The sequence below is a fragment of the Bradyrhizobium sp. C9 genome (genome assembly GCF_002532045.1).
Classification (GTDB): Bacteria; Pseudomonadota; Alphaproteobacteria; order Rhizobiales; family Xanthobacteraceae; genus Bradyrhizobium.
On record NZ_NWTG01000003.1, the window covers coordinates 280,960 to 304,214 of the forward strand.

Sequence of the window (23,255 nt, forward strand, 5' to 3'; positions counted from 1 at the left end):
GGCGCTACAAGACGTGGCGCATGGCTCGAGGGACGCGCGGGACGCGCGCCCTTTTTTTGTGCCCAAATTCCAGTCCGCGAGAGCTGATGCCCAAAAGAACCGACATCTCCACCATCCTGATCATCGGCGCCGGTCCCATCGTGATCGGCCAAGCCTGCGAATTCGACTATTCCGGCACGCAGGCGGTGAAGGCTCTGAAGGAAGAGGGTTACCGCGTCGTCCTCGTCAATTCCAATCCGGCCACCATCATGACCGATCCGGAACTGGCGGACGCGACCTATATCGAACCGATCACCCCCGAGATCGTCGGCAAGATCATCGAGAAGGAGCGCAACGTCATCCCGGGCGGCTTTGCGCTGTTGCCGACCATGGGTGGCCAGACCGCGCTGAACTGCGCGCTCTCGCTGCGCCGCCAGGGCACGCTCGACAAGTTCGACGTCGAGATGATCGGCGCCACCGCTGACGCCATCGACAAGGCCGAGGATCGCCAGCTGTTCCGCGAGGCCATGACCAAGATCGGGCTGGAGACGCCAAAATCGCGCCTCGCCAACGCCTCGGCGCTGAAGAAGACCTACCGCGACAAATATCTTGCCGAGCGGGAGAAGCTGTCCGGCGCGGCGCTGGAAGAACTCGAGCGGCAGTGGACGCTTGGCGAGAACGACCGCCGCAAGCGCTATCAGGAGCACGCCTTCGGCGAGGCGTTGATGGCGCTGTCGGAGATCGGCTTGCCTGCGATCATCCGGCCCTCCTTCACGATGGGCGGCACCGGCGGCGGCATAGCCTACAACAAGGAAGAATTCCTCGACATCATCGAGCGCGGGCTCGACGCCTCCCCGACCAACGAGGTCCTGATCGAGGAAAGCGTGCTCGGCTGGAAAGAGTACGAGATGGAGGTGGTGCGCGACAAGAAGGACAATTGCATCATCATCTGCTCGATCGAGAACCTCGATCCGATGGGCGTGCATACCGGCGATTCCATCACCATCGCGCCGGCCCTGACGCTGACCGACAAGGAATACCAGGTCATGCGCGATGCCTCGCTGGCGGTGCTGCGCGAGATCGGCGTCGAGACCGGCGGCTCCAACGTCCAGTTCGGCATCAACCCGGTCGACGGCCGCATGGTCGTGATCGAGATGAATCCGCGCGTGTCGCGCTCGTCGGCGCTGGCGTCGAAAGCCACCGGCTTCCCGATCGCCAAGGTCGCGGCCAAGCTCGCGGTCGGCTACACGCTCGACGAGATCGCCAACGACATCACCGGCGGCGCCACCCCCGCCTCGTTCGAGCCGACCATCGACTACGTCGTCACGAAGATTCCGCGCTTTGCGTTCGAGAAATTCCCCGGCGCCTCCTCCACGCTGACCACCTCGATGAAGTCGGTCGGCGAAGTGATGGCGATCGGCCGCACCTTCCAGGAGAGCCTGCAGAAGGCCCTGCGCGGGCTCGAGACCGGCCTGACCGGTCTCGACGAAATCGAGATCGAGGGGCTCGGCCGCGGCGACGACAAGAACGCGATTCGCGCCGCGCTGGGCACGCCGACACCGAACCGCATCCTGCAGGTCGCGCAGGCGATGCGGCTCGGCTGGACCGACGAGGAGATCTTCAACTCCTGCAAGATCGACCCTTGGTTCCTGGCGGAGATGCGCGCCATCGTCGAGATGGAGGACAAGGTCCGCAGCAACGGCCTGCCGCCGAACGCGTTCGCAATGCGAACCCTGAAAGCAATGGGCTTTTCGGATGCGCGGCTCGCCGTGCTCACGGACACCACCGAGGCCGACGTCACCGCCAAGCGCCACGCGCTCGGGGTGCGCCCGGTGTTCAAGCGCATCGACACCTGCGCGGCCGAGTTCGCTTCGCCCACCGCCTACATGTATTCGACCTATGAACGGCCGTTCGCCGGCGAGCTTGCCGACGAGAGCGCGCCGTCGGACCGCAAGAAGGTGATCATTCTCGGCGGCGGGCCGAACCGCATCGGCCAGGGCATCGAGTTCGACTATTGCTGCTGTCACGCCTGCTTCGCGCTCGAGGACGCCGGCTACGAGACCATCATGGTCAACTGCAATCCGGAGACGGTATCGACCGACTACGACACCGCGAACCGGCTGTATTTCGAGCCGCTCACCGCCGAGGACGTGCTGGAGATCGTCGCGACCGAGCGCAAGAACGGCACGCTGCACGGCGTGATCGTGCAGTTCGGCGGCCAGACCCCGCTGAAGCTTGCGCGCGCGCTCGAAGCCGCCGAAGTGCCGATCCTCGGCACCTCACCGGATGCAATCGACCTCGCCGAGGACCGCGACCGCTTCAAGCGTGTGCTCGACAAGCTGCGTCTCAAGCAGCCGAAGAACGGCATCGCCTATTCGGTCGAGCAGGCACGACTGGTGGCCGCCGATCTCGATCTGCCGCTGGTGGTGCGCCCGTCCTACGTGCTCGGCGGCCGCGCGATGCAGATCATCCGCGAGGAGACCCAGCTCAACGACTATCTGCTCGGCACCCTGCCCGAGCTGGTTCCCGCCGACGTCAAGGCACGCTACCCGAACGACAAGACCGGGCAGATCAACACCGTGCTCGGCAAGAACCCGCTGCTGTTCGACCGCTATCTGTCCGATGCGACCGAAGTCGACGTCGACTGCCTCTCCGACGGCAAGGACACCTTCATCGTCGGCATCATGGAGCACATCGAGGAAGCCGGCATTCACTCCGGCGACTCCGCGTGCTCGCTACCGCCGCACTCGCTCGACGCCAAGACTATCGACGAGCTGGAGCGCCAGACCCGCGAGCTCGCGCTCGGCCTCGACGTGGTCGGCCTGATGAACGTGCAATACGCCATCAAGGACGGCGAGATCTACGTGCTCGAGGTCAACCCGCGCGCATCCCGCACCGTGCCATTCGTCGCCAAGGTGATCGGCACGCCGGTCGCCAAGATCGCGGCGCGGATCATGGCCGGCGAAAAGCTCGCCGACTTCAAGCTGAAGAAGAAGAAGCTCGACCATGTCGGCGTCAAGGAATCGGTATTCCCGTTCGCGCGCTTCCCCGGCGTCGACACCGTGCTCGGACCGGAGATGCGTTCGACCGGCGAAGTGATGGGGCTCGACCGCTCCTTCGAGGTCGCATTCGCGAAGAGCCAGCTCGGCGGCGGCACGCGTGTGCCGCGCCAGGGCACGGTGTTCGTCTCGGTACGCGGCGACGACAAGATGCGCATTGCCGATGCGGTGCGGCTGTTGCACTCGCTCGGCTTCAAGGTGATGGCAACCTCGGGCACGCAGCGCTATCTCAGCGACAACGGCGTGCCGACGGAGAAGGTGAACAAGGTGCTCGAAGGCCGTCCGCACATCGTCGACGCCATCACCAATGGCGACGTCCAGCTGGTCTTCAATACCACCGAAGGTCCGCAGGCCCTGGCTGACAGCCGCTCGCTGCGGCGGGCTGCCCTCTTGCATAAAGTGCCATATTACACCACTCTTTCAGGCGCGGTGGCGGCCGCGCGGGGGATCCGGGCCTATCGGGACGGAGACCTTGAGGTCCGCACGCTTCAGAGTTACTTTTCCGAAAGCTGACCGCTGCCCGGGCTGAAGGCCCGAAGCGGTCAATTAGCCGAATGGCTGGAACTCACCGCGCGATTGGATGTTGTCACGGCCCTTAGCGGGGCCGAAAATCACTGGGCTTCCGGGCGCATTCGCGTCCTGATTCCTGCGTTAGCTGAACTGGATATTCGTGCACGGCCGTCGGGCGCGCACGATGAAGGACGAAGATGATGGATAAGGTTCCGATGACCGCGGGCGGTTACGCCGCGCTGACGAACGAGCTCAAGAAGCGACAGTCGGAGGATCGTCCGCGCATCATCGAACACATTGCGGAAGCGCGTTCACACGGCGACCTCTCGGAGAACGCCGAGTATCACGCCGCCAAGGAAGAGCAGTCGCATAACGAGGGTCGCATCGCCGAGCTCGAGGACAAGCTCGCGCGCGCCGACATCATCGACATTTCGAAACTGTCCGGCGACACCATCAAGTTCGGCGCGACCGTGACGCTGATCGATGAGGACACCGAGAAGAAAGCGGTGTGGCAGATCGTCGGCGAAGTCGAGGCCGACGCCAAGAAGGGCCGCATCTCCATCACCTCGCCGCTTGCGCGCGCGCTGATCGGCAAGAAGAAGGGCACCACCGTCGAAGTGATGGCGCCGGGCGGCGCCAAGGCCTACGAGATCACCAAGGTCGAATGGCGGTAGTTACCCTGACGTGACTGGTGCAAAAAGGCCGCGTGTTGCACGCGGCTTTTTTTGTGCCCGCGTTTTCCCCACGTCTGACAGCAATGTGAGTGGAGGGCGGCAAGGCGGCATACTAGTGAGGCCGTGACATGTTTATGCAGTATAATCATGTCGGGGACCGGGGACGGAGCCGAAGATTGCGTCGCAACACGCATCGTGGCGCGGTCACCGTGTCACTGTCGCATTCTCTCGCAACATCCATCGGGCGAGGAATGATTCCAGGTGCAAGGTGTTGACATCACATTCTGGTGGCGAACACCGTGTGTTTCTGCTTCGTGCAACGTTCCAGTGTGTCAAACAGGGGGCAAATGACAATGGACCAGATGTTATCCAAGTTTCAGCCGGTGGCACTCAGCCTGTTCCGGTTCATCACCGGACTGCTGCTGTTTCAGTTCGGCGTCGCCAAGCTTTTCAAGTTCCCGCCCGGGACAATGTTCGAGAAGGTCGAACTGTTCTCGTTGATCGGAGCTGCCGGCACGCTCGAGTTGGTCCTGGGCGGTCTCCTGATGATCGGCCTGTTTTCACGGATCGTGGCCTTCATCCTGGCGGGTGAAATGGCTTTCGCCTACTTCATGGGGCACTTCCCGAAAGGCTTCTATCCGCTGCTCAACAACGGCAGTCTGGCGATCGCGTTCTGCTTCGCCTGCCTGTATCTCGCGACCTCGGGCCCAGGCCCGATCAGCGTCGACGCGATGCGCAAGAGGTAATCGCAGTCATATCCGCAGCGCGAATGAAATGGTCGAACCCCGAATCTCGAGATTCCGGGTTCGATGCTAACGCAACGCCTTAGGCAGGTGCTCGCGGCGCGTCAGCCCGCCGCCTTCACGCCCAACGGCACCGCGGCTTCGTATTTCGAATTGTGCAGCACCAGCGATGTCCTCACGTTGCGCACATGCGGCGCCGCCGTGAGGTGGGTGACGAAATCCTGGAACGTCGCCATGTCGGGGGCGACGCATTTGAGGATGAAATCGACTTCTCCCGACAGCATCCAGCATTCCCGCACCAAGGGCTCGGCGCGCACAAAACTCTCGAAGGCGCGGAGATCAGCGTCGGCCTGGCTCGACAGATGCACCGAGGCGAACACCGTGACGTCGAAGCCGAGGCGGCGGGGATCGAGCAGGCCGCGGTAGCCCTGAATGTAGCCCTCCTCTTCCAGCGCCCGGACCCTGCGCAGGCAGGGTGGCGGCGAGATCCCGACGCGTTTGGCGAGTTCCACATTGGTGATTCGGCCATCGGCCTGGATCTCGGCGAGGATTTTGAGGTCGATCTCGTCAAGGTTCTTCGACACGCGACTTGGGTTCCCCTCAGGGTTCGGAAGGCTTGGCAGGTCTGCCGGCAACTCTCATAGCGCAGGCAGCCGGCATTGCGCAATTTTATTGCGCGTGCAGCGCACGATTTCGCAAATGTGACTTCAGTTCCGGGGAAAAATCGCTGCCATGGATTGCAAATCTTGCATAGCTTCCCAGATATCCTAGACTTGGATTTGACACTTTTGGCGCCGCCGTGACGCGTTTCCGGGGCGCTTCCCGCACAAGTCCTTGATCAAAATCCCCAAAAACAGAGGGATCTCACAATGCCCGCGCCTACCCATGCCAAGGTCGTCATCATCGGGTCCGGCCCCGCCGGTTACACCGCAGCGATCTACGCGGCGCGCGCGATGCTCGAACCGATCCTGATCCAGGGCATTCAGCCGGGCGGGCAGCTCACCATCACCACCGACGTGGAGAACTATCCGGGCTTCGCCGACGTGATCCAGGGCCCCTGGCTGATGGAGCAGATGGAGAAGCAGGCGGCCCATGTCGGCACCAAGATCGTCACCGATCTCGTCAACAAGCTGGAGCTCGGCCAGCGCCCGTTTCGCCTGACCTGCGACTCCGGCGACGTCTATCTCGCCGAGACGGTGATTCTCGCCACCGGCGCCCAAGCGCGCTGGCTCGGGCTGCCCTCGGAAGAGAAATTCCAGGGCGGCGGCGTGTCGGCCTGCGCGACCTGCGACGGCTTCTTCTACCGCGGCAAGGAGGTCGTGGTGGTCGGCGGCGGCAACACCGCGGTCGAGGAAGCGCTGTACCTGACCAATCACGCCTCGCAGGTCACCATCGTGCATCGCCGCGATCACTTCCGCGCCGAGCGCATCCTGCAGGAGCGGCTGTTCAAGCATCCCAAGATCAAGGTGGTGTGGGATTCCGCAATCGACGAGATCTGCGGCACCGAGAATCCGAACAAGGTCACCCATGTGCGGCTCAAGAACGTCAAGACCGGCGCGCTGACCGACCTCAAGACCGACGGCGTCTTCATCGCGATCGGCCATGCGCCGGCGACGGAGCTCGTCAAAGGCCAGATCAAGCTGAAACCGTCGGGCTATGTCGAGGTGGCGCCGAACTCCACGGCGACCTCGGTGCCCGGCCTGTTCGCCGCGGGCGACGTGGCGGATGAAACCTTTCGGCAGGCGGTCACCGCCGCCGGTCTCGGCTGCATGGCGGCGCTCGAGGCCGAACGCTTCATTGCTCTTCGCGCGAGCGATCGCGCAGCGGCGGAATAATCATGGCACGATCTCGCGACGGATTTACGGACATGGATTGGGACAAGCTGAAGGTCTTTCACGCGGCGGCGGAGGCTGGCAGCTTCACGCATGCCGGCGAGCAGCTCGGCCTGTCGCAATCGGCAGTCTCCCGTCAGGTCAGCGCGCTGGAGCAGGAGCTCTCGGTCTCGCTGTTTCACCGCCACGCCCGCGGCCTGATCCTCACCGAACAGGGCGACCTGCTGTTCCGCACCGCGCATGACGTCTTCATGCAGCTGCAGGCGGCGCGCGCCAAGCTCACTGACAGCCGCGAGCGCCCCAGCGGCGACCTCAAGATCACGACGCCGCCGGCACTCGGCATCAACTGGCTGATCCCGCGGCTCGACGAATTCGTCGCGCTCTATCCGGATATTCGGATCTCGCTGATCGTCACCGATGAGGATCTCGATTTGTCGATGCGCGAGGCCGACGTCGCGATCCGCACCCGCAAGCCGACCCAGCCCGACCTGATCCAGCGCAAGCTGTTCTCGATCGGCTTCCATGCCTATTGCTCGCCGGAATACATCAAGCGCTTCGGCACGCCGCGGACGCTGGATGATCTCGACTCACACCGCATCATCATGCTCGGCGACTCGCAGGTGCCGCCGCATCTGCAGAACCGCAGCTGGCTGATCGATGCCGGCCGCAACGGCTCCGGGCCGCGCGAACCCTACTTCAAGGTCAACAACATCCTTGGCCTGGTGCGCGCCTGCCAGCAGGGCCTCGGCATCGCCGCGCTGCCGGACTATCTGGTCGAACAGAACAACCTCGTGCAGCTGTTCGGCGAGTCCGACTCGATCGCGCTCGACACCTACTTCGTCTATCCGGAAGAGCTGAAGACAGTGGCCCGGGTGCAGGTGTTCCGCGACTTCGTGGTCAGCAAGGCGCAGCGCTGGCCGTCCTGATTAAGCCAGCCTTATGGGCTGGGTTATAGGCTTTCCGCGCTGCCCGTAGAGGCCCCTGAATCTCCGCATGACTGACATGCGAGCTGGATAGTTGCTGCAAGGCGTCCTTGGGGATCATAGTGCTTGCACGCTGAGCGGTCGCGTCGCGCATATGTCCCCCTCCTCCAGTGGCGCGGAAGTTCAGTAATCCCTCTTGGAAGGTGATTGTGTCGGCCTCACGTGGCCAATACCTTAAGCCGGGCTCACTCGAGCCCGGCTTTTTTTCATCCGCTTGTCTTTTCACCTTGCACGTCACGGTCGGCATGTGGATTGACAACAACCTCGCAGCGCAGCATCATTATCCGATGATCACGACTTCGTGCGCCGTTCTGTCGTCGAAAAAAGCTCCCCTCCCGGGGACACGAGATCGCGCGCGATAAGATCACTTTCGCATCCTACCGATCCCGAAACCCCGCCGCCTGGACGGGGTTTTTTGTTGGTCCCGTCTCCGGCTTTGCCCCCTCAAGGAGATGGAACATGACTGAGCTACACCAGCAATTGCAGGGCCTCTGGCTGCCCCTGATCACGCCGTTCCGCGACGGCGAACTCGACGTCACATCGCTGCGACGCCTCGTGCGGCACTATGCCGGCGGCCCCGTCGACGGCTTCATCCTCGGTGCAACCTCCGGCGAAGGCATGGCGCTCAGCACCGATGAGCTGGAGGGGCTGGTCAGCGTCGTGCTCGACGAGCTCAGTGCCAACTCCCGCCATCTGCCAGTCTGCCTCGGGCTCTCCGGCGCCTCAACGGCCAGGATGAAGGATGCGCTGGATGATACGGCCGACTGGCCGATTAACGGCTATTTGATCGCGAGCCCCTATTACATCAGGCCCTCGCAACGCGGGCTCGTGCAGCACTTCAATGCACTGGCCGATCACGCCTCGTGGCCGGTGGTGCTCTACAACATTCCGTATCGCACGGCGGTGAACCTGACCAACGAGACGCTGCTGGCACTCGCGGAACATCCCAACATGGCCGGCATGAAGGATTGCTGTGCCGACCGCGCGCAGTCGATCGACTTCCTCAACCGCCGGCCCACCGGCTTCCGCGTGCTGACCGGCGAGGACGCACAGACCTTCGATGCGCTCTCGGACGGCGCCGACGGCGCGATCCTGCTGTCCGCGCATCTGCAAACGGACACGTTCGCTTCGATCCGCACGCTGCTGAAGCAGGGCAAGCGCGACGCGGCACTCGCCGCCTGGCAGAGCGTCGTCGGCCTGACCCGGCTGTTGTTCGCGGAACCGAGCCCCGCGCCGGCCAAGCACTGGCTGTGGCGGCAGGGGCTGATCGACAGCCCCGAGGTGCGGCTGCCGATGGTCGAGGTGAGCGAGGATCTCGCAACCTGGCTCGATGCCGAGATGGAGCGCCGCGCCCAGCTTCTGCTGCCGGCGTGATCGCTCTGCTCCCTCGCCCCGCTCTTGCGGGGGCGAGACAAGCGAAGCTTGCTCTTAGAGGGCTGGGGTGAGGGGCTGCTTCCGCAAACATAGGTGAGAGACAGACTCGCGGAGAGTCCCCTCACCCGGATCGCATCTTGCGATGCGATCCGACCTCTCCCCGCACGCGGGGCGAGGTCAGAAACGCCTAATCCAGCTTCACCCTCGAAAGCCTGAGCGCATTGCCGATCACACTGACCGAGGACAGCGCCATCGCGGCGGCGCCGACCATCGGCGACAGCAGGATGCCGAACAGCGGATACAGCACGCCGGCCGCGATCGGCACGCCGGCGGCGTTGTAGACGAAGGCGAACGCCAGGTTCTGGCGGATGTTGCGCATGGTTGCGACCGACAATCGCCGCGCCCGGACCAGGCCCGTCAGGTCGCCGGTGAGCAGCGTGATGCCGGCGCTCTCGATCGCGACATCGGTGCCGCCGCCCATCGCAATGCCGACATCGGCCGCGGCGAGTGCCGGCGCATCGTTGACGCCATCGCCCGCCATCGCGACGACACGGCCCTCGCCGCGCAGCCGCTGCACGACCTCGCTCTTGCGCTCCGGCAGCACGCCGGCCTCGACCTCGTCGATGCCGAGTGTCTCCGCCACCGCGCGCGCGGTGGTCTCATTGTCGCCGGTGAGCATCACGATGCGCAGGCCCTCGGCGCGCAGCGCCTGCAGCGCGCCGGCTGCCGACGGCTTGACCGGATCGGCAATCGCGATCACGCCGGCGACGCGGCCATCGACCGCGACATAGATCGCCGTCGCGCCATCCCGCCGTGCAGCTTCCGCGGCCTGGTCCAGCGCTGACGTTGCGATCTTCAACTCGTCCATGAGCACGGCATTGCCGAGCGCGACCTGCTTGCCCTCGACAGTGCCGGTCGCGCCCTTGCCGGAGGGCGAGGCAAAATTGCTGACGGCCGCCGATGCCAGCTTGCGCTCCCTCGCGGACGCGATGATCGCCTGCGCTAGCGGATGCTCGCTGCCCTGCTCGACGCTGGCGGCAAGGCGCAGCAAATCGTTCTCGTCGACCGCTTCGGAGGCAATGATGCGCACGACCTTCGGCTTGCCCTCGGTCAGCGTGCCGGTCTTGTCGATCACCAGCGTATCGATCGCTTCCATCCGCTCCAGCGCCTGCGCGTCGCGGATCAGGATGCCGGAATGCGCGCCGCGGCCGACACCGACCATGATCGACATCGGCGTTGCCAGCCCTAACGCACAGGGACAGGCGATGATCAGCACCGTGACGGCGGCGACCAGCGCGAAGGTCAGGCGTGGCTCGGGACCGAACACCGTCCAGGCGATGAAGGCGAGCGCGGCCGCGGCGATCACCGCCGGCACGAACCAGCCGGCGACGCGGTCGGCAAGCCGCTGGATCGGCGCGCGCGAGCGCTGCGCCTTCGCCACCATGTCGACGATGCGCGACAGCATGGTGTCGCGGCCGACCTTCTCGGCGCGCATCACAAGGCCGCCGCTTTGGTTGACGGTGCCGCCGATCACGCTCGCGCCTTCGGCCTTCGTGACCGGCATCGATTCACCCGTGACCATGGATTCGTCGATGACCGCGCTGCCCTCGATGACGACGCCGTCGACCGGCACCTTCTCGCCGGGGCGCACGCGCAGGCGGTCGCCGACCTTGATCGCGTCGATGTCGATATCCTCGTCACCGTGATCGGTGACGCGCCGCGCGGTCTTGGGCGCAAGGCCGAGCAGCGCGCGGATCGCACCCGAGGTCTGCGCGCGAGCACGCAATTCCAGCACCTGGCCGAGCAGCACCAGCACCGTGATCACGGCCGCCGCCTCGAAATACACCGCGACTGCACCATGCATGTCGCGGAACGCCGGCGGGAACAGCTGCGGCGCCAATGTCGCGACCACGCTGTAGAGATAGGCGACGCCAACGCCCATCGCGATCAGCGTGAACATGTTGAGGTTGCGCGTGACCACCGACTGCCAACCGCGCACGAAGAACGGGGCGCCGGCCCACAGCACGACGGGCGTCGCCAGCACGAACGAAATCCAGTTCGACCAGGTCTGCGGCACCAGATGCATCAGCCCGAGATGGCTGCCCATTTCGAGCACGAACACCGGCAGCGTCAGCGCCAGCGCGATCCAGAAGCGCCTGACCATATCGATCAGTTCAGGATCCGGCCCATCGTCGAGCGAGATCTGCTCCGGCTCCAGCGCCATGCCGCAGATCGGGCAGCTGCCGGGTCCGACCTGGCGCACCTCAGGATGCATCGGGCAGGTGTAGATGGTGCCGGCCGGCATCGGCGGCTCCGCCTCGCGCGGCTTGAGATACTTCTCCGGCTCGGCCTCGAAACGCTCGCGGCAACGGCCGCTGCAGAACAGGTACTCCTCGCCCTTGTAGCTGAAGCGGTGCTTGGCGGTCGCCGGGTTGACCTTCATGCCGCAGACCGGATCGATCGCAAACGTCGCCTCGGCCGGCGTCGTGTGGTGATCATGCTTGCCGCCGCAGCAGGAATGCGCGGCCGCGCCGTGATCGTGATGATCGGCGTGCGAATGGTCGTGTTTTGCGTCTGCCACGAAGACTCTTCCCGGCCGGGATCCGGCCTCTTGATTTGTATACCCTAGGGGGGTATATGAGACCTATGAGAGACGACGTCAAGACATCCTGTTTAAAACGGCTCAAACGGATCGAGGGTCAGATCCGCGGATTGGCCGCCATGGTCGAGGAAGACCGCTATTGCATCGACGTGGTGACGCAGATCGCCGCGGCGCGCGCGGCGCTCCGCCGCGTCGAGGAAGAGGTCCTGCGCGATCATGTCGCCCATTGCGTCGAGCATGCGATCTCGTCCGGCGACAAGGCCGACCAGCGGCGCAAGATCGCCGAGCTGATGGATGTGATCGGCCGCGCGGATAGGTGAAGCGAGCACAGTCTCGCTTCTTCCGCTCGCTCTTACAGGATGATCAGCGGCCTTGCCGCATATTCAGTGTCGTCCCGGCGAAGGCCGGGACCCATTACCACAGGGAGTGGTTGTTCGTGCGGGCTGGGGCCCCGGCGTGCTTCATAACCAGGGCCGGTGGTTATGGGTCCCGGCTTCGCCGGAACGACGTGGGGAGAGAGCGGTGCTTATGCGCGGCTGAACAAGGTGATCAGGTATTGAACCTGAAGTGCATGACGTCGCCGTCGGCGACGACGTAGTCCTTGCCTTCGAGCCGCAGCTTGCCGGCATCGCGCGCGCCAGCTTCGCCGTTGCCGGCGATGTAATCCTCATACGCGATGGTCTCGGCGCGGATGAAGCCCTTCTCGAAATCGGTATGGATCACGCCGGCGGCGGCAGGCGCCTTGGTGCCGCGGTCGATGGTCCAGGCGCGCGCTTCCTTCGGGCCGACGGTGAAATAGGTGATGAGGTCGAGCAGCCGGTAGCCGGCGCGGATCAGCCGGTCGAGCCCGGCCTCTTCGAGGCCCAACGTCTCCAGGAAGTCGACACGCTCCTCGCGCGACAGCGTTGCGATCTCGGATTCGATCTTGGCCGAGATCACGACCGCGACCGCGCCCTCTTCCTTCGCGCGCTCGAATACCGCCTTGGAGAAATTGTTGCCGTCCTTGGCCGAGCCTTCCTCGACGTTGCAGACATAGAGCACGGGCTTAGAGGTCAGGAGCCCGAGCATGCGGAAGGCACGCTCCTCCTCCGGCTTGCGTTCCAGCGCACGCGCCGGCTTGCCGTCGCGCAGCAGCACCAGCGCGCGGTTGACGAGCTCGAGCTGCTCCTTGGCTTCCTTGTCGTTGCCCTTGGCCTTCTTCGACAGATTGTCGACGCGCTTCTCCAGGCTGTCGAGGTCGGACAGCATCAGCTCGGTCTCGATGGTCTCGATGTCGGCGAGCGGCGCGATCTTGCCTTCGACATGGGTGATGTCGGAGTCCTCGAAGCAGCGCACCACATGGGCTATGGCGTCGACCTCGCGGATGTTGGCAAGGAACTGGTTGCCGAGGCCTTCGCCCTGCGAGGCGCCGCGCACCAGACCTGCGATGTCGACGAAGGTCAGCCGGGTCGGGATGATCTGCGCGGACTTCGCAATCGCCGACAGCTTCTCAAGCCGCGGATCGGGCACCGCCACCTCGCCGACATTCGGCTCGATGGTGCAAAACGGATAGTTCGCCGCCTGGGCGGCCGCCGTCTCGGTCAGTGCATTGAACAGCGTCGATTTGCCGACGTTCGGCAGCCCGACGATCCCGCATTTGAATCCCATGTTCGTCCCGATCTCTCGCGCTCACGCAGCGCGGCTGAACTGAGTGAAGTCGTCATACGCGGGCTTGACCCGCGTATCCATCCCACTTGAATGGATAGCCGGGTCGAGCCCGGCGATGACGAGGGTCTATTTCGTGCCCTCGTCCTTGGTGTCGAAAAATCCCTTGGCCTGCATCGTCAGATGCACCTTGTTGGCGAACGAGGCGTCTTGGCCCGCAGCCAGCAGGCCGGCATTGTCGGCGACGGCCTGGCACAAGGCCTCCACCCACGACCGGTCGCCCTTGGCGAAGTCCGACAGCACGTGGCTGTGCACGAGCTCCTTGACGCCGGGATGACCGATCCCGAGCCGCACCCGCCGATATTCATTGCCGATATGCGCGGAGATCGAGCGCAGCCCGTTATGGCCGGCGATCCCGCCGCCGATCTTGACCCGCACCTTGGCGGGCGGCAGTTCGAGCTCGTCCTGGAACACGGTGATGTCGGCGGGGGCGAGCTTGAAGAAGTTCGCCGCCTCCTGCACCGCGCGCCCCGACTCGTTCATGAAAGTGGTCGGCTTCAGCAGCACGACCTTCTCACGATCGACCACGCCTTCGGAGCTCTCGCCCTGAAAGCGACGGCGCCATGGTGCGAAACCATGACGCCGTGCAATCTCGTCGACCGCCAGAAAACCGATATTGTGCCGGTTGCTGGCGTATTTCGCGCCAGGATTACCGAGACCGACAAAAAGGCGCATGGCGCGGCATCCCACGTCGGCGCGCCATCAGACGATCGCGCGCCGACCTGATCGATTACTTCTTCTTGTCGCCACCGCCGGCGGGAGCCTTGGCACCCGCGGCCGGAGCCGCAGCACCGGCAGCCGGAGCCGCCGCAGGAGCCGCAGCACCCGCGGCCGGAGCAGCGCCACCAGCAGCCGCCGCAGCTGCGGCCTTCTGCTCTTCGGCGTAGCCGGACGGCGGCACGATGGTGACCAGCGTCGCGTCCTCGCGGGTCAGCGACTTCACGCCCTTGGGCAGCGTGACCTCGGAGAGATGCAGCGAGTAGCTGATCTCGAGGCCGCCGACGTCGACTTCGATGTATTGCGGAATGTTGTCGACCGCGCACTCGAGGTCGAGCGCGTGGGTGACGATGTTCACGGTGCCGCCGCGCTTGATGCCGGGGGCGGTTTCCGCGTTCACGACGTGCAGCGGCACGCTGACGCGGATGGTCGCGCCTTCGCCGAGCCGCATGAAGTCGACATGGATCGGGAAGTCCTTCACCGGATCGAGGTGGAAGTCGCGCGGAATCACGCGGTGCTTCTTGCCCTCGAGGTCGATGTCATAGATCGTGGTCAGGAACCGGCCGGCCAGGATGCGCTGACGCAGTTCACGATCGTCGACCGAGATGGTGACGGGGGGCTGGTTGTCTCCGTAGATCACTCCGGGAACTCTCCCGGCGCGACGCTCTGCCCGGGCGGCCCCCTTGCCGCTCTTCGGACGCGCGGTCGCCTTCAATTCCTTGACGGTCGCCATAGCGTTAAGTCCTTGTATTTAAAAAGTTAAAGGCCGCAGCGCGGCCCATGCTCAAGTCCACAGCAAGCCTCCAGGGGTGCGGGGGCCGCGGACGTGGCGGGCTTTTAGCCCCAAAGGGCCGAAATGACAAGGAAATGAAGGGATTTTTCTTTCTTCACCCTCCCCTCCAGGGGAGGGTGAGCCTAGCCCGCCGAACCACCCAGCTTGGCTTCCAGTGCGGCGATCCTCGCCTTCAGCGCCTCGTTCTCCTCGCGCGCCAGGCGGGCCATGTCCTTGACCGCGTCGAATTCCTCGCGCTTGACCACATCGAGGTCGCGCAGGATCCGCTCGGCCTGGTTGCGCATGACCGTGTCGACCTCGCGCTTGACGCCCTGGGCTGCGCCCGCGGCATCGTTCATCAGACGGCCGATCTCGTCGAAAAACCGGTTGCTGGTCTGGGTCATCTGGCAAAACTCTCCGCGTTCACTGGCTTGCGCAAAAGACAATGGCGATGTCGGCCATCCGGTTCAAGTCCGCCGCGAATGGCAGACCTCGCGCGGGCTTGCCTTGTCATGCTCCGGTTTCCTTGCAATCGTATGAACTCACAACAGAAATCGCACACATAACGCGAGCAGAAACGCCATGATCGAGCAGACCGTCGAGATCCCGACCAAGGACGGCAAGACCACCACCTTCATCACCCATCCCGAGCGCGGCGGCCCCTTCCCTGTCGTCATCTTCTACATGGATGCGCCGGCGATCCGCGAAGAGCTGCGCGACATGGCGCGCCGGCTCGGCACCTCGGGCTACTATGTGATGCTGCCCAACATGTATTACCGCGCCGGCGTGATGGAGCTCGGCCCGATCAATCCCGATCCGGAATCGCCCGAGCGCAAGCGCATGTTCGAGCTGATGCATTCGCTCAACATCCCGCTGGTGATGGAAGACACCAAGGGCCTGCTCGCCTACGCCGAGACGCAGAAGGCCGCCAACACCGGGATCATCGGCACCGTCGGCTATTGCATGAGCGGCCGCTATGCGGTGAACGCGGCGACGCATTTCGGCGATCGCGTCAGGGCCGCCGCCTCGGTCTACGGCACGCATCTGGCGACCGATCAGCCGGACAGCCCGCATCTCGCCGCGCAGAAGACCAGGGCCGAGCTCTATTTCGCCTGCGCCGAGACCGACATCTACGCCCCGGCGGAGATCATCGAGCAGGTGAAGGCGGGCATGAAGGGCTCGAACAACGAGGTCGAGATCTACCCCGGCACGCATCATGGGTTCGCTTTCCCGAAGCGCCCGGTCTACGACCGCGACGCCGCCGAAAGGCATTGGGAGCGGCTGCTCGCACTCTATCGCCGCAACCTGGTCTGAGGCCCGAAGAAAACCTCCGAGCTGAGCGCCGGCGGCGAGATCTTCGTCGCCGGGCTCGGCGACCGGCCGGCCGGCGCTATTTTCGGCCCGGCGTCAAAAAGGCCGCATTCTTCGATCAGGCATGGCCGGTCATTCGCATGCTGGTCGTCGACCCTGTCGACAGGGGGACGGGACTCGGGCATGCGTTGACGTCGGAATGCCTCGCCAGGGCGCGGCATGACCGGTGCCGGACCATTGCGCTTCACACGATCCCCATCATGACGGTCGCCTTGCCGATGTATCTCAGGATGGGCTTCAGCAAGGTGCATGACGCTCCGCCCATTCATGGCGTGCCCTACGCCGTCTACACGAAAGCGCTCTGATCCCGATGCCGTTCCTGCTGATCGACTTTCCGGTGTTCAACCCCGTCGCGCTTGCGCTCGGGCCGATCGTGATCCGCTGGTATGCGCTGGCCTACATCGTCGGCATCGTGCTGGGCTGGATCTACGCCCGCTCGCTGATCAAGAAGGAGCGGCTGTGGGGCGGCCCGGCGCCGATCACGCTGCCGCAGCTCGACGATTTCATCCTCTGGGTCACCATCGGCATCATCGTCGGCGGCCGCACCGGCTATGTGCTGTTCTACAACCTGCCCTTCTTCATCGCGCACCCGTCCGAGATCCTGGAATTGTGGAAGGGCGGCATGTCGTTCCACGGCGGCTTCCTCGGCTGCGTCGCCGCCGTGATGCTGTTTGCCCGCCGCAACAACATCCCGATCCTGTCGCTCGGCGACATCACCACCGCGGTCGCGCCGATCGGGCTGTTCCTCGGCCGGCTGGCCAATTTCATCAACAGCGAATTGTGGGGTCGTTACGCCGATCCGAGCTTGCCCTGGGCCATGATCTTCCCCAATGGCGGACCGCTGCCGCGCCATCCGAGCCAGCTCTACGAGGCCGGGCTCGAGGGCATCGTGCTGTTCACGGCGCTGGCGATCATGATCCGGATGGGCGCGCTCAAGCGACCCGGCCTGATCCTCGGCAGCTTCATCACGATCTACGGCATTGCCCGGATCATCGGCGAGCATTTCAGGGAGCCCGATCCGCAGCTCGGATTCCTGTGGGGCGGATTAACCATGGGAATGCTGCTGTCGGTGCCAATGATCATCGTGGGCGCTATCATCATCACGGCCGCCGTTCGCCGCAGGGCGAACGGGCCCGCGCCGACTTCAATGTAGAGCAAGTGCAATCCAAGGAAGGCCGTGAGCGAACCCTCCCCACTGCTGGATGAGATCAGGAAGCTGATCAAGCTGTCCGGGCCGATACCGGTCTGGCGCTACATGGAATTGTGCCTGATGCATCCGCGCTACGGCTACTATCTGTCGCGCGACCCGCTCGGCCGCGAGGGCGATTTCACCACGGCGCCCGAGGTCAGCCAGATGTTCGGCGAACTGCTCGGGCTGTGGAGCGCCTCGATCTGGCGCGCGATCGGCTCGCCGGACACGCTCCGCCTGATCGAGCTCGGGCCCGGCCGCGGCACCATGATGTCGGATGCGCTGCGTGCGCTGCGCGTGCTGCCGCCGCTCTACCAGTCGCTCAGCATCCACCTCGTCGAGGTCAATCCGGTGCTGCGCGAGAAGCAGCACGCCGCGCTGACCGGCGTGCGCAACATCACCTGGCACGACAGCATCGACGACGTGCCGGAGGGACCGGCGGTGATCCTCGCCAACGAATATTTCGACGTGCTGCCGATCCACCAGATGGTCCGACGCGAGACCGGTTGGCACGAGCGCACGGTCGGGATGGACGCCAATGGCAGCCTGTATTTCGCGCCCGCCGCCGAGCCGACGCCGCATTTCGAGGTGCTGCTGCCGCCGCTGGTGCGCGCCGCCCCGTTAGGTGCGGTGTTCGAATGGCGGCCCGACAGCGAGATCATGAAGCTCGCAACGCGCCTGCGCGACCAGGACGGCGCCGCGCTGATCATCGATTACGGCCATCTGCGCAGCGATGCTGGCGACACCTTCCAGGCGATCGCGCGCCATAGCTTCGCCGACCCGCTGAAGAATCCGGGACAGGCCGACATCACGGCGCATGTCGATTTCCAGGCCCTGGCGCGCGCCGCCGAGGATGTCGGCGCGCGCGTCCATGGGCCGGCGACGCAGGGTGACTTCCTCAAGCGCCTCGGCGTCGAGGCGCGTGCCGCGGGATTGATGGCGAAAGCCTCACCCGAGGTCTCCGCCGACATTGCCGGCGCGCTGAAGCGCCTGACCGATTCCGGGCGCGGCGGGATGGGCTCGATGTTCAAGGTCATGGCCATCTCCGACCCGCGCCTCACCTCGATCGCCGGCCTCAGCGATCAGCCTGACGAGACCGAACAATGACATTGGGATCACCGCTGCTGTCGGCCATACCGGGCCTGCGCCACGCCTTCTTCTCGCGCGAGGGCGGCGTCTCCGAGGGCATCTATGCCGGCCTCAATGGCGGGCTCGGCTCGCGCGACGATCCGGCCAAGGTCGCGGAGAACCGGCGCAGGATGGCGGAGCAGTTGGGCGTGCCGTCCGACCACCTGATCAGCGTGCATCAGGTTCATTCGCCCGACGTCGTGGCCGTAACCGGACCATGGAATGGCGCCGCGCGCCCGAAGGCGGACGCGCTGGTCACGCGCACCGACGGGCTTGCCATATCAGTCACGACAGCCGACTGCGGCCCGATCCTGTTCGTCGATCCCCATGCGCGGGTAATCGGCGCGGCGCATGCGGGCTGGAAGGGCGCGCTGACCGGCGTGCTGGAATCGACCATCGATGCGATGGAGAGACTCGGTGCCGAGCGCGGCGGCATCGTCGCCGCCATCGGCCCGCTGATCCGCAAGGAATCCTACGAGGTCGGACGCGAATTCGTCGAACGCTTCATCGAGACCGATGCGGAGAACGGGATGTTCTTCACGCCTGCCGAACGCGACGGCCACGCGATGTTCGATCTCCCTGCCTTCATCCGGATGCGGCTGGAAAATGCCGGCGTGCTGATGATCGACGATCTCGGCATCGACACCTATTCCGACGAGCGCTGCTTCAGCTATCGCCGCTCGCTGCACCGCAAGGAAGCCGATTACGGCCGGCTCGTTCACGCGATCGCGCTGGAAGGCTGACGCCGGGCGACATCTTCGTTTTTATGCGACAAGCGTCTTGACTCTCCACCTGCTGGAGACCGGACAAGCGGCGCATGACACAACGCACCTACAGCATCGGCGAGGCGGCGCGGCTCAGCGGAATTTCCGTCCGCAGGCTCCGCTTCTATGCGGACCAGGGGTTGCTGCCGCCGGCCGGCCGCACCGCGAGCGGCTATCGCGTCTTCACCGACGACGAACTGGTTCGCCTCGACCTGATCCGCTGCCTGCGCGATGCGGGGCTCGGTCTGGACGCCATCCGTGAGGTCCTGAGCAAGGAACTCTCGCTGGTCGAGGCGCTGAAGCTCCGTCTCGAGACGCTGGAAGCGGAGATCGCGGCACAGCGCCGCGTCGCCTCGGCCCTCAGGGCTGCGTTGCGTTCACCGCAACTCACCGAAGCAGACTTACGGAGATTCCTGACCATGACGCAGCTGTCCCGCACCGAGCGCCGCAACGTCGTCGAAAGTTTTTTCGAGAGAGTGTCCGACGGCATCAACATCGACCGGAAATGGGTCCGGCAGATGATCGAGACGACGGTGCCCGAATTGCCCGACGAGCCGACACCCGAGCAATGCGATGCCTGGATCGAACTGTCGTCGATCCTCAACGATCCCTCCTTCATCGCCCAAATGCGCGCGAACGCCAGCGACGCCTGGGATCGCGACGCGTTCGATATGGAGGCCTGCAAGGCTGCAAGCGACGCGATTGTGCGCGAGGCAAAGCAGGCGATCGACGACGGGCTCGAACCAGCGTCTGACGCCGGCAGCGCGATCGCGCGACAATGGTTGGAAGCCTCGGCCCGATTAATGGGCCGGCAGCCCGACCTGGATTTCCGCAACTGGCTTCGCGCCAAATACGCCCAGCATGACGACCGCGCCGCACGCTATTGGGAGTTGGTCGCGATCATGCGGGGGCAGCGGCCCGACAGCAGCCCAAACCGGGAATGGGCCTGGATCGTCGATGCCATGCGGCATCATCTCGCTGACTGACGAGGAATTCGATCCTGCCCCCGCGCGGCGCTTGACCGGTCGACTGTTAAGCGCTGTGGCCGTCCTGCCCTAGACGTTAAGCCGTTTTAACGATATCGCAGGACGCAATGAGGGAAGCGTCAAACCACCAGTTTCAAACTGGGACAGTCGTGCGTGTCGCGATCGCAACCACATGGCTGGCGATTGCGTCCGCACTCGGCGGATGCGCGGCCGGCGGCAACGTGGCCGACTCCTATGCAATGGCGACGCCGGCGAGCGGCGGCGCAACCGTCGCGTTCGAATCGATCGACGGTCCGCCGCCCCAGGTGTTCGACCGCATGGTCGGCGTGCTCGACAGCGAATCCAAGCTGCGCAGCCTGTCGATCGTGTCGCGCCAGGGCACCGCGGCCTATCGCGTGCGCAGCTATCTCTCAGCGCAGGTGGTGCGCGGCCGCACCATGATAGCGTGGGTGTGGGACGTCTACGACAGCAACCAGCAACGCGCGCTCCGGCTGTCCGGCGAAGAGCCCGCCGGCAAGGCCGGCCGCGACGCCTGGGCCGCCGCCGACGATCTGGTGCTGCGCAGGATCGCCCAGGCCGGCCTCAGCGGCCTGTCCAGCATGATCAATGGCGGCCCGGCGGATGGTCCGGCGCCCGCCCCGGCACCGGAGCTCCGAGGGCCGGCGATGGTCAGCGCCCCGGCCTCCGCCGCGCCAGAGACCGTGGCACTCAGCTATTCCGCCAACTAACCCCCGGAATCTCCCGGGGAAGGGCGTTTTTTGCCCAGGAAAAGGTGGGCCGAAGCGCCTAATGGGTTGCCAGCGGCGCCGCCTGCCTGATATTCCCTCGCGCACCGAAAACCCGCCGGTTCTGTAAGGACTTGAGATGCTGAACGTCGTATCCAGCAAGGCGCGGGGGGAAGCATCGATGTCGGCAAAGAACGGATCAATCAAGCTCGTCGCCGGCAACTCCAATCCTGCGCTGGCGCAGGACATCGCCAAGGGACTTGGCATCGAACTGACCAAGGCCGTGGTCCGGCGCTTCGCCGACATGGAGATCTTCGTCGAGATCCAGGAGAACGTCCGCGGTTCGGACATGTTCATCATTCAGTCGACGTCGTATCCGGCCAACGACAATCTGATGGAGCTTTTGATCATCACCGACGCGTTGCGCCGTTCCTCGGCGCGCCGCATCACGGCGGTGGTGCCCTATTTCGGCTACGCCAGGCAGGACCGCAGGTCCGGCTCGCGTACCCCGATCTCGGCCAAGCTCGTCGCCAACCTGATCTCGCACTCCGGCGTCGACCGCGTCATGACGCTCGACCTGCACGCCGGCCAGATCCAGGGCTTCTTCGACATCCCGACCGACAATCTGTTCGCAGCGCCCCTGATGGTGCGCGACATCAGGGAGAAGTTCGACCTCGCCAAGGTGATGGTGGTGTCGCCCGACGTCGGCGGCGTGGCGCGCGCCCGCGGCCTCGCCAAGCGCATCAACACTCCGCTTGCGATCGTCGACAAACGCCGCGAGCGCCCCGGTGAGTCCGAGGTGATGAACGTGATCGGCGACGTCGCCGGCTACAACTGCATTCTGGTCGACGACATCGTGGACTCCGGCGGCACGCTGGTGAATGCAGCCGAGGCGCTGATCGCCCACGGCGCCAAGGAAGTCTCGGCCTACATCACCCACGGCGTGCTGTCCGGCGGCGCCGCCGCGCGGATTGCCTCGTCGCGGCTGAAGGAATTGGTCATCACCGACTCGATCCTGCCGACCGAAGCTGTCAACAAGGCGCCGAACATCCGCCAGATCTCGATCGCCGGCCTGATCGCCGAAGCGATCGGCCGCACCGCGGCGGAAGAGTCGGTCTCCAGCCTGTTCGACTAGAGCTTGCTGTCGTCCCGGCGAAGGCCGGGACCCATTACCCCAACCGGAACTTGTTTTGCTCCGCTGGGGCGATAATCTCTTTCACTCCCTGGAGCGGTGGTTATGGGTCCCGGCCCCCCGTGCGCAATTGCGCACTAGGCCGGGACGACACTGTATATGCCGCGGCGGCCACCACCTCAAAACCCCGGCCGCGGCACGTGGCTCATCAGCGTGCGCGCATAGCCGCCATCGACGATGATCTCCTCACCATTGATGTAGGACGCGCGGTCGCTCGCCAGGAACAGGGTTGCGTCCGCCATGTCCTGCGGCGCGCCGATCCGGCGCACCGGCACCACGGCGGTGCGCCGCTCGGTAACCCCGGGCGTATCGTAGAACGCCTGGCTCATCGGCGTGACGACGAGGCCGGGGCTGACCACATTGCTGCGAATGCCGTGCGGCCCCCATTCGGCGGCAAGCTGCTGCGAGAGCATCACGACCGCGGCCTTGCTGACGCTGTAGGCGCCGCTCTGTCCCTGCGCATTGCTGGCGGCGATCGAGGCGACATGGATGAGACTGCCGCGTCCGGCCTTGCGCATCTGGCGACCGAACGCCTGGGCGCAGATGAAATAGCCGGTGAGGTTGACCGCCAGCACCGCGTTCCATTCGGCGAGCGGCAACGTGTCGAGCCCGCCGGGGCGCAGCACCGCTGCGGTGTTGACGAGGATGTCGCAAGAACCAAGCGTGTGCGCGACGGCGGCGGCGGCCGCCGCGACGTTGTCCTCGCTGGTCGTGTCGCAGCTTGCGACGAGATGACCGTCGCCGAACTCGCGCAGCTTTGCCTTGGTCTCGGCCAGCCCACGCTCGTCGCGATCGAGGGCTGCGACCCTGACGCCGGCGCGCGCGAAACTGATTGCGGTGGCGCGGCCGATGCCGCCGCCTCCGCCGGTGACGACGGCAACGCGGCCCGACAGGCCAAGCCAGTCGGAAGATTGTTGTTCGGTCATGGGCGCCTCCCGCGCGTTCTGATTA

The 23,255-nt window shown here is 65.0% G+C and carries 22 protein-coding genes; 15 read left to right on the forward strand and 7 right to left on the reverse strand.

Annotation, left to right across the window (positions count from 1 at the left end):
• Nucleotides 1-86 precede the first annotated feature (86 nt).
• From carB to CO675_RS08980, 3 genes are all read left to right on the forward strand, one after another.
• Nucleotides 87-3,551, forward strand: coding sequence for a carbamoyl-phosphate synthase large subunit (gene carB, locus CO675_RS08970; RefSeq protein WP_097671565.1), 3,465 nt, complete (start codon nucleotides 87-89; stop codon nucleotides 3,549-3,551).
• A gap of 197 nt (nucleotides 3,552-3,748) precedes the next feature.
• The gene (greA, locus tag CO675_RS08975) at nucleotides 3,749-4,222 is read left to right on the forward strand and encodes a transcription elongation factor GreA (protein ID WP_097671816.1); all 474 of its coding nucleotides are present in this window, start codon (nucleotides 3,749-3,751) and stop codon (nucleotides 4,220-4,222) included.
• A 353-nt stretch (nucleotides 4,223-4,575) separates the two neighbouring features.
• Nucleotides 4,576-4,968 carry a DoxX family protein gene (locus tag CO675_RS08980; protein WP_097671566.1) on the forward strand — a complete coding sequence of 131 codons (393 nt, stop codon included), beginning with the start codon at nucleotides 4,576-4,578 and terminating at the stop codon, nucleotides 4,966-4,968.
• Nucleotides 4,969-5,069: 101 nt separating this feature from the next.
• Here CO675_RS08980 and CO675_RS08985 read toward each other — a convergent pair whose 3' ends face one another.
• A complete protein-coding gene (locus CO675_RS08985) occupies nucleotides 5,070-5,549 on the reverse strand; it encodes an Lrp/AsnC family transcriptional regulator (RefSeq protein WP_097671567.1) in 480 nt (159 codons plus the stop codon).
• 285 nt (nucleotides 5,550-5,834) lie between these two features.
• Here CO675_RS08985 and trxB point away from each other — a divergent pair, with 285 nt between their 5' ends.
• The 3 genes from trxB (at nucleotide 5,835) to CO675_RS09000 (ending at nucleotide 9,154) form a co-directional block, all read left to right on the forward strand.
• Nucleotides 5,835-6,800, forward strand: coding sequence for a thioredoxin-disulfide reductase (gene trxB / locus CO675_RS08990; RefSeq protein ID WP_097671568.1), 966 nt, complete (start codon nucleotides 5,835-5,837; stop codon nucleotides 6,798-6,800).
• A 2-nt stretch (nucleotides 6,801-6,802) separates the two neighbouring features.
• On the forward strand, nucleotides 6,803-7,723 hold the full coding sequence (locus CO675_RS08995) for a LysR family transcriptional regulator (RefSeq protein ID WP_029081982.1): 921 nt from the start codon (nucleotides 6,803-6,805) through the stop codon (nucleotides 7,721-7,723).
• A gap of 516 nt (nucleotides 7,724-8,239) precedes the next feature.
• A complete protein-coding gene (locus CO675_RS09000) occupies nucleotides 8,240-9,154 on the forward strand; it encodes a 4-hydroxy-tetrahydrodipicolinate synthase family protein (protein ID WP_097671569.1) in 915 nt (304 codons plus the stop codon).
• A gap of 187 nt (nucleotides 9,155-9,341) precedes the next feature.
• Here the strand turns inward: CO675_RS09000 and CO675_RS09005 are convergent, their stop codons facing one another.
• Nucleotides 9,342-11,735: a heavy metal translocating P-type ATPase gene (locus tag CO675_RS09005; RefSeq protein WP_097671570.1), complete on the reverse strand. Its 2,394-nt coding sequence runs from the start codon at nucleotides 11,733-11,735 to the stop codon at nucleotides 9,342-9,344.
• 65 nt (nucleotides 11,736-11,800) lie between these two features.
• Between CO675_RS09005 and CO675_RS09010 the strand changes: the two genes are divergently transcribed.
• Entirely contained in the window at nucleotides 11,801-12,076 is a 276-nt protein-coding gene (locus CO675_RS09010; RefSeq protein WP_097671571.1) for a metal-sensitive transcriptional regulator, read from the forward strand.
• A 229-nt stretch (nucleotides 12,077-12,305) separates the two neighbouring features.
• Here the strand turns inward: CO675_RS09010 and ychF are convergent, their stop codons facing one another.
• From ychF to CO675_RS09030, 4 genes are all read right to left on the reverse strand, one after another.
• Nucleotides 12,306-13,403, reverse strand: coding sequence for a redox-regulated ATPase YchF (gene ychF / locus CO675_RS09015; protein ID WP_097671572.1), 1,098 nt, complete (start codon nucleotides 13,401-13,403; stop codon nucleotides 12,306-12,308).
• A gap of 126 nt (nucleotides 13,404-13,529) precedes the next feature.
• Entirely contained in the window at nucleotides 13,530-14,135 is a 606-nt protein-coding gene (pth, locus tag CO675_RS09020) for an aminoacyl-tRNA hydrolase (protein WP_097671573.1), read from the reverse strand.
• A gap of 55 nt (nucleotides 14,136-14,190) precedes the next feature.
• A complete protein-coding gene (locus CO675_RS09025) occupies nucleotides 14,191-14,910 on the reverse strand; it encodes a 50S ribosomal protein L25/general stress protein Ctc (protein WP_097671574.1) in 720 nt (239 codons plus the stop codon).
• 182 nt (nucleotides 14,911-15,092) lie between these two features.
• Nucleotides 15,093-15,353, reverse strand: a complete 261-nt coding sequence (locus tag CO675_RS09030) for an accessory factor UbiK family protein (protein ID WP_038388183.1) — start codon at nucleotides 15,351-15,353, stop codon at nucleotides 15,093-15,095.
• A gap of 178 nt (nucleotides 15,354-15,531) precedes the next feature.
• Between CO675_RS09030 and CO675_RS09035 the strand changes: the two genes are divergently transcribed.
• The 8 genes from CO675_RS09035 to CO675_RS09070 all read left to right on the forward strand — a co-directional run bounded on the left by CO675_RS09035 (nucleotide 15,532) and on the right by CO675_RS09070 (nucleotide 22,247).
• Complete coding sequence (locus tag CO675_RS09035) at nucleotides 15,532-16,263, forward strand: dienelactone hydrolase family protein (protein WP_097671575.1); 732 nt, start codon at nucleotides 15,532-15,534, stop codon at nucleotides 16,261-16,263.
• Between the two features lie 137 nt (nucleotides 16,264-16,400).
• Nucleotides 16,401-16,625 carry a GNAT family N-acetyltransferase gene (locus CO675_RS09040; RefSeq protein WP_097671576.1) on the forward strand — a complete coding sequence of 75 codons (225 nt, stop codon included), beginning with the start codon at nucleotides 16,401-16,403 and terminating at the stop codon, nucleotides 16,623-16,625.
• A 5-nt stretch (nucleotides 16,626-16,630) separates the two neighbouring features.
• The gene (lgt, locus tag CO675_RS09045; RefSeq protein WP_097671577.1) at nucleotides 16,631-17,473 is read left to right on the forward strand and encodes a prolipoprotein diacylglyceryl transferase; all 843 of its coding nucleotides are present in this window, start codon (nucleotides 16,631-16,633) and stop codon (nucleotides 17,471-17,473) included.
• Between the two features lie 24 nt (nucleotides 17,474-17,497).
• Nucleotides 17,498-18,616 (forward strand): class I SAM-dependent methyltransferase, encoded by a 1,119-nt coding sequence (locus CO675_RS09050; protein ID WP_097671578.1) that lies wholly within the window; start codon nucleotides 17,498-17,500, stop codon nucleotides 18,614-18,616.
• On the forward strand, nucleotides 18,613-19,380 hold the full coding sequence (gene pgeF / locus CO675_RS09055; protein WP_198964547.1) for a peptidoglycan editing factor PgeF: 768 nt from the start codon (nucleotides 18,613-18,615) through the stop codon (nucleotides 19,378-19,380). The genes CO675_RS09050 and pgeF overlap by 4 nt, the downstream gene beginning before the upstream one ends.
• A 74-nt stretch (nucleotides 19,381-19,454) precedes the next feature.
• Complete coding sequence (locus CO675_RS09060) at nucleotides 19,455-20,387, forward strand: MerR family transcriptional regulator (protein ID WP_097671579.1); 933 nt, start codon at nucleotides 19,455-19,457, stop codon at nucleotides 20,385-20,387.
• A 107-nt stretch (nucleotides 20,388-20,494) separates the two neighbouring features.
• On the forward strand, nucleotides 20,495-21,115 hold the full coding sequence (locus CO675_RS09065) for a hypothetical protein (RefSeq protein ID WP_198964548.1): 621 nt from the start codon (nucleotides 20,495-20,497) through the stop codon (nucleotides 21,113-21,115).
• A gap of 178 nt (nucleotides 21,116-21,293) precedes the next feature.
• Nucleotides 21,294-22,247 carry a ribose-phosphate pyrophosphokinase gene (locus CO675_RS09070; RefSeq protein ID WP_171948021.1) on the forward strand — a complete coding sequence of 318 codons (954 nt, stop codon included), beginning with the start codon at nucleotides 21,294-21,296 and terminating at the stop codon, nucleotides 22,245-22,247.
• A gap of 176 nt (nucleotides 22,248-22,423) precedes the next feature.
• Here CO675_RS09070 and CO675_RS09075 read toward each other — a convergent pair whose 3' ends face one another.
• Complete coding sequence (locus tag CO675_RS09075; RefSeq protein WP_097671818.1) at nucleotides 22,424-23,230, reverse strand: SDR family NAD(P)-dependent oxidoreductase; 807 nt, start codon at nucleotides 23,228-23,230, stop codon at nucleotides 22,424-22,426.
• Nucleotides 23,231-23,255 lie beyond the last annotated feature (25 nt).

What these genes read in the sequence shown, in the direction of transcription:
- pth (WP_097671573.1), bottom strand. Translation starts at nt 14,135, where the DNA reads ATGCGCCTTTTTGTCGGTCTCGGTAATCCTGGCGCGAAATACGCCAGC.
- CO675_RS08995 (WP_029081982.1), top strand. Translation starts at nt 6,803, where the DNA reads ATGGCACGATCTCGCGACGGATTTACGGACATGGATTGGGACAAGCTG.
- CO675_RS09075 (WP_097671818.1), bottom strand. Translation starts at nt 23,230, where the DNA reads ATGACCGAACAACAATCTTCCGACTGGCTTGGCCTGTCGGGCCGCGTT.
- CO675_RS08980 (WP_097671566.1), top strand. Translation starts at nt 4,576, where the DNA reads ATGGACCAGATGTTATCCAAGTTTCAGCCGGTGGCACTCAGCCTGTTC.
- CO675_RS09030 (WP_038388183.1), bottom strand. Translation starts at nt 15,353, where the DNA reads ATGACCCAGACCAGCAACCGGTTTTTCGACGAGATCGGCCGTCTGATG.
- carB (WP_097671565.1), top strand. Translation starts at nt 87, where the DNA reads ATGCCCAAAAGAACCGACATCTCCACCATCCTGATCATCGGCGCCGGT.
- CO675_RS09060 (WP_097671579.1), top strand. Translation starts at nt 19,455, where the DNA reads ATGACACAACGCACCTACAGCATCGGCGAGGCGGCGCGGCTCAGCGGA.
- trxB (WP_097671568.1), top strand. Translation starts at nt 5,835, where the DNA reads ATGCCCGCGCCTACCCATGCCAAGGTCGTCATCATCGGGTCCGGCCCC.
- CO675_RS09070 (WP_171948021.1), top strand. Translation starts at nt 21,294, where the DNA reads ATGTCGGCAAAGAACGGATCAATCAAGCTCGTCGCCGGCAACTCCAAT.
- CO675_RS09035 (WP_097671575.1), top strand. Translation starts at nt 15,532, where the DNA reads ATGATCGAGCAGACCGTCGAGATCCCGACCAAGGACGGCAAGACCACC.
- ychF (WP_097671572.1), bottom strand. Translation starts at nt 13,403, where the DNA reads ATGGGATTCAAATGCGGGATCGTCGGGCTGCCGAACGTCGGCAAATCG.
- CO675_RS09000 (WP_097671569.1), top strand. Translation starts at nt 8,240, where the DNA reads ATGACTGAGCTACACCAGCAATTGCAGGGCCTCTGGCTGCCCCTGATC.
- CO675_RS09025 (WP_097671574.1), bottom strand. Translation starts at nt 14,910, where the DNA reads ATGGCGACCGTCAAGGAATTGAAGGCGACCGCGCGTCCGAAGAGCGGC.
- pgeF (WP_198964547.1), top strand. Translation starts at nt 18,613, where the DNA reads ATGACATTGGGATCACCGCTGCTGTCGGCCATACCGGGCCTGCGCCAC.
- CO675_RS09040 (WP_097671576.1), top strand. Translation starts at nt 16,401, where the DNA reads ATGCTGGTCGTCGACCCTGTCGACAGGGGGACGGGACTCGGGCATGCG.
- CO675_RS09010 (WP_097671571.1), top strand. Translation starts at nt 11,801, where the DNA reads ATGAGAGACGACGTCAAGACATCCTGTTTAAAACGGCTCAAACGGATC.
- lgt (WP_097671577.1), top strand. Translation starts at nt 16,631, where the DNA reads ATGCCGTTCCTGCTGATCGACTTTCCGGTGTTCAACCCCGTCGCGCTT.
- CO675_RS09065 (WP_198964548.1), top strand. Translation starts at nt 20,495, where the DNA reads ATGAGGGAAGCGTCAAACCACCAGTTTCAAACTGGGACAGTCGTGCGT.
- greA (WP_097671816.1), top strand. Translation starts at nt 3,749, where the DNA reads ATGGATAAGGTTCCGATGACCGCGGGCGGTTACGCCGCGCTGACGAAC.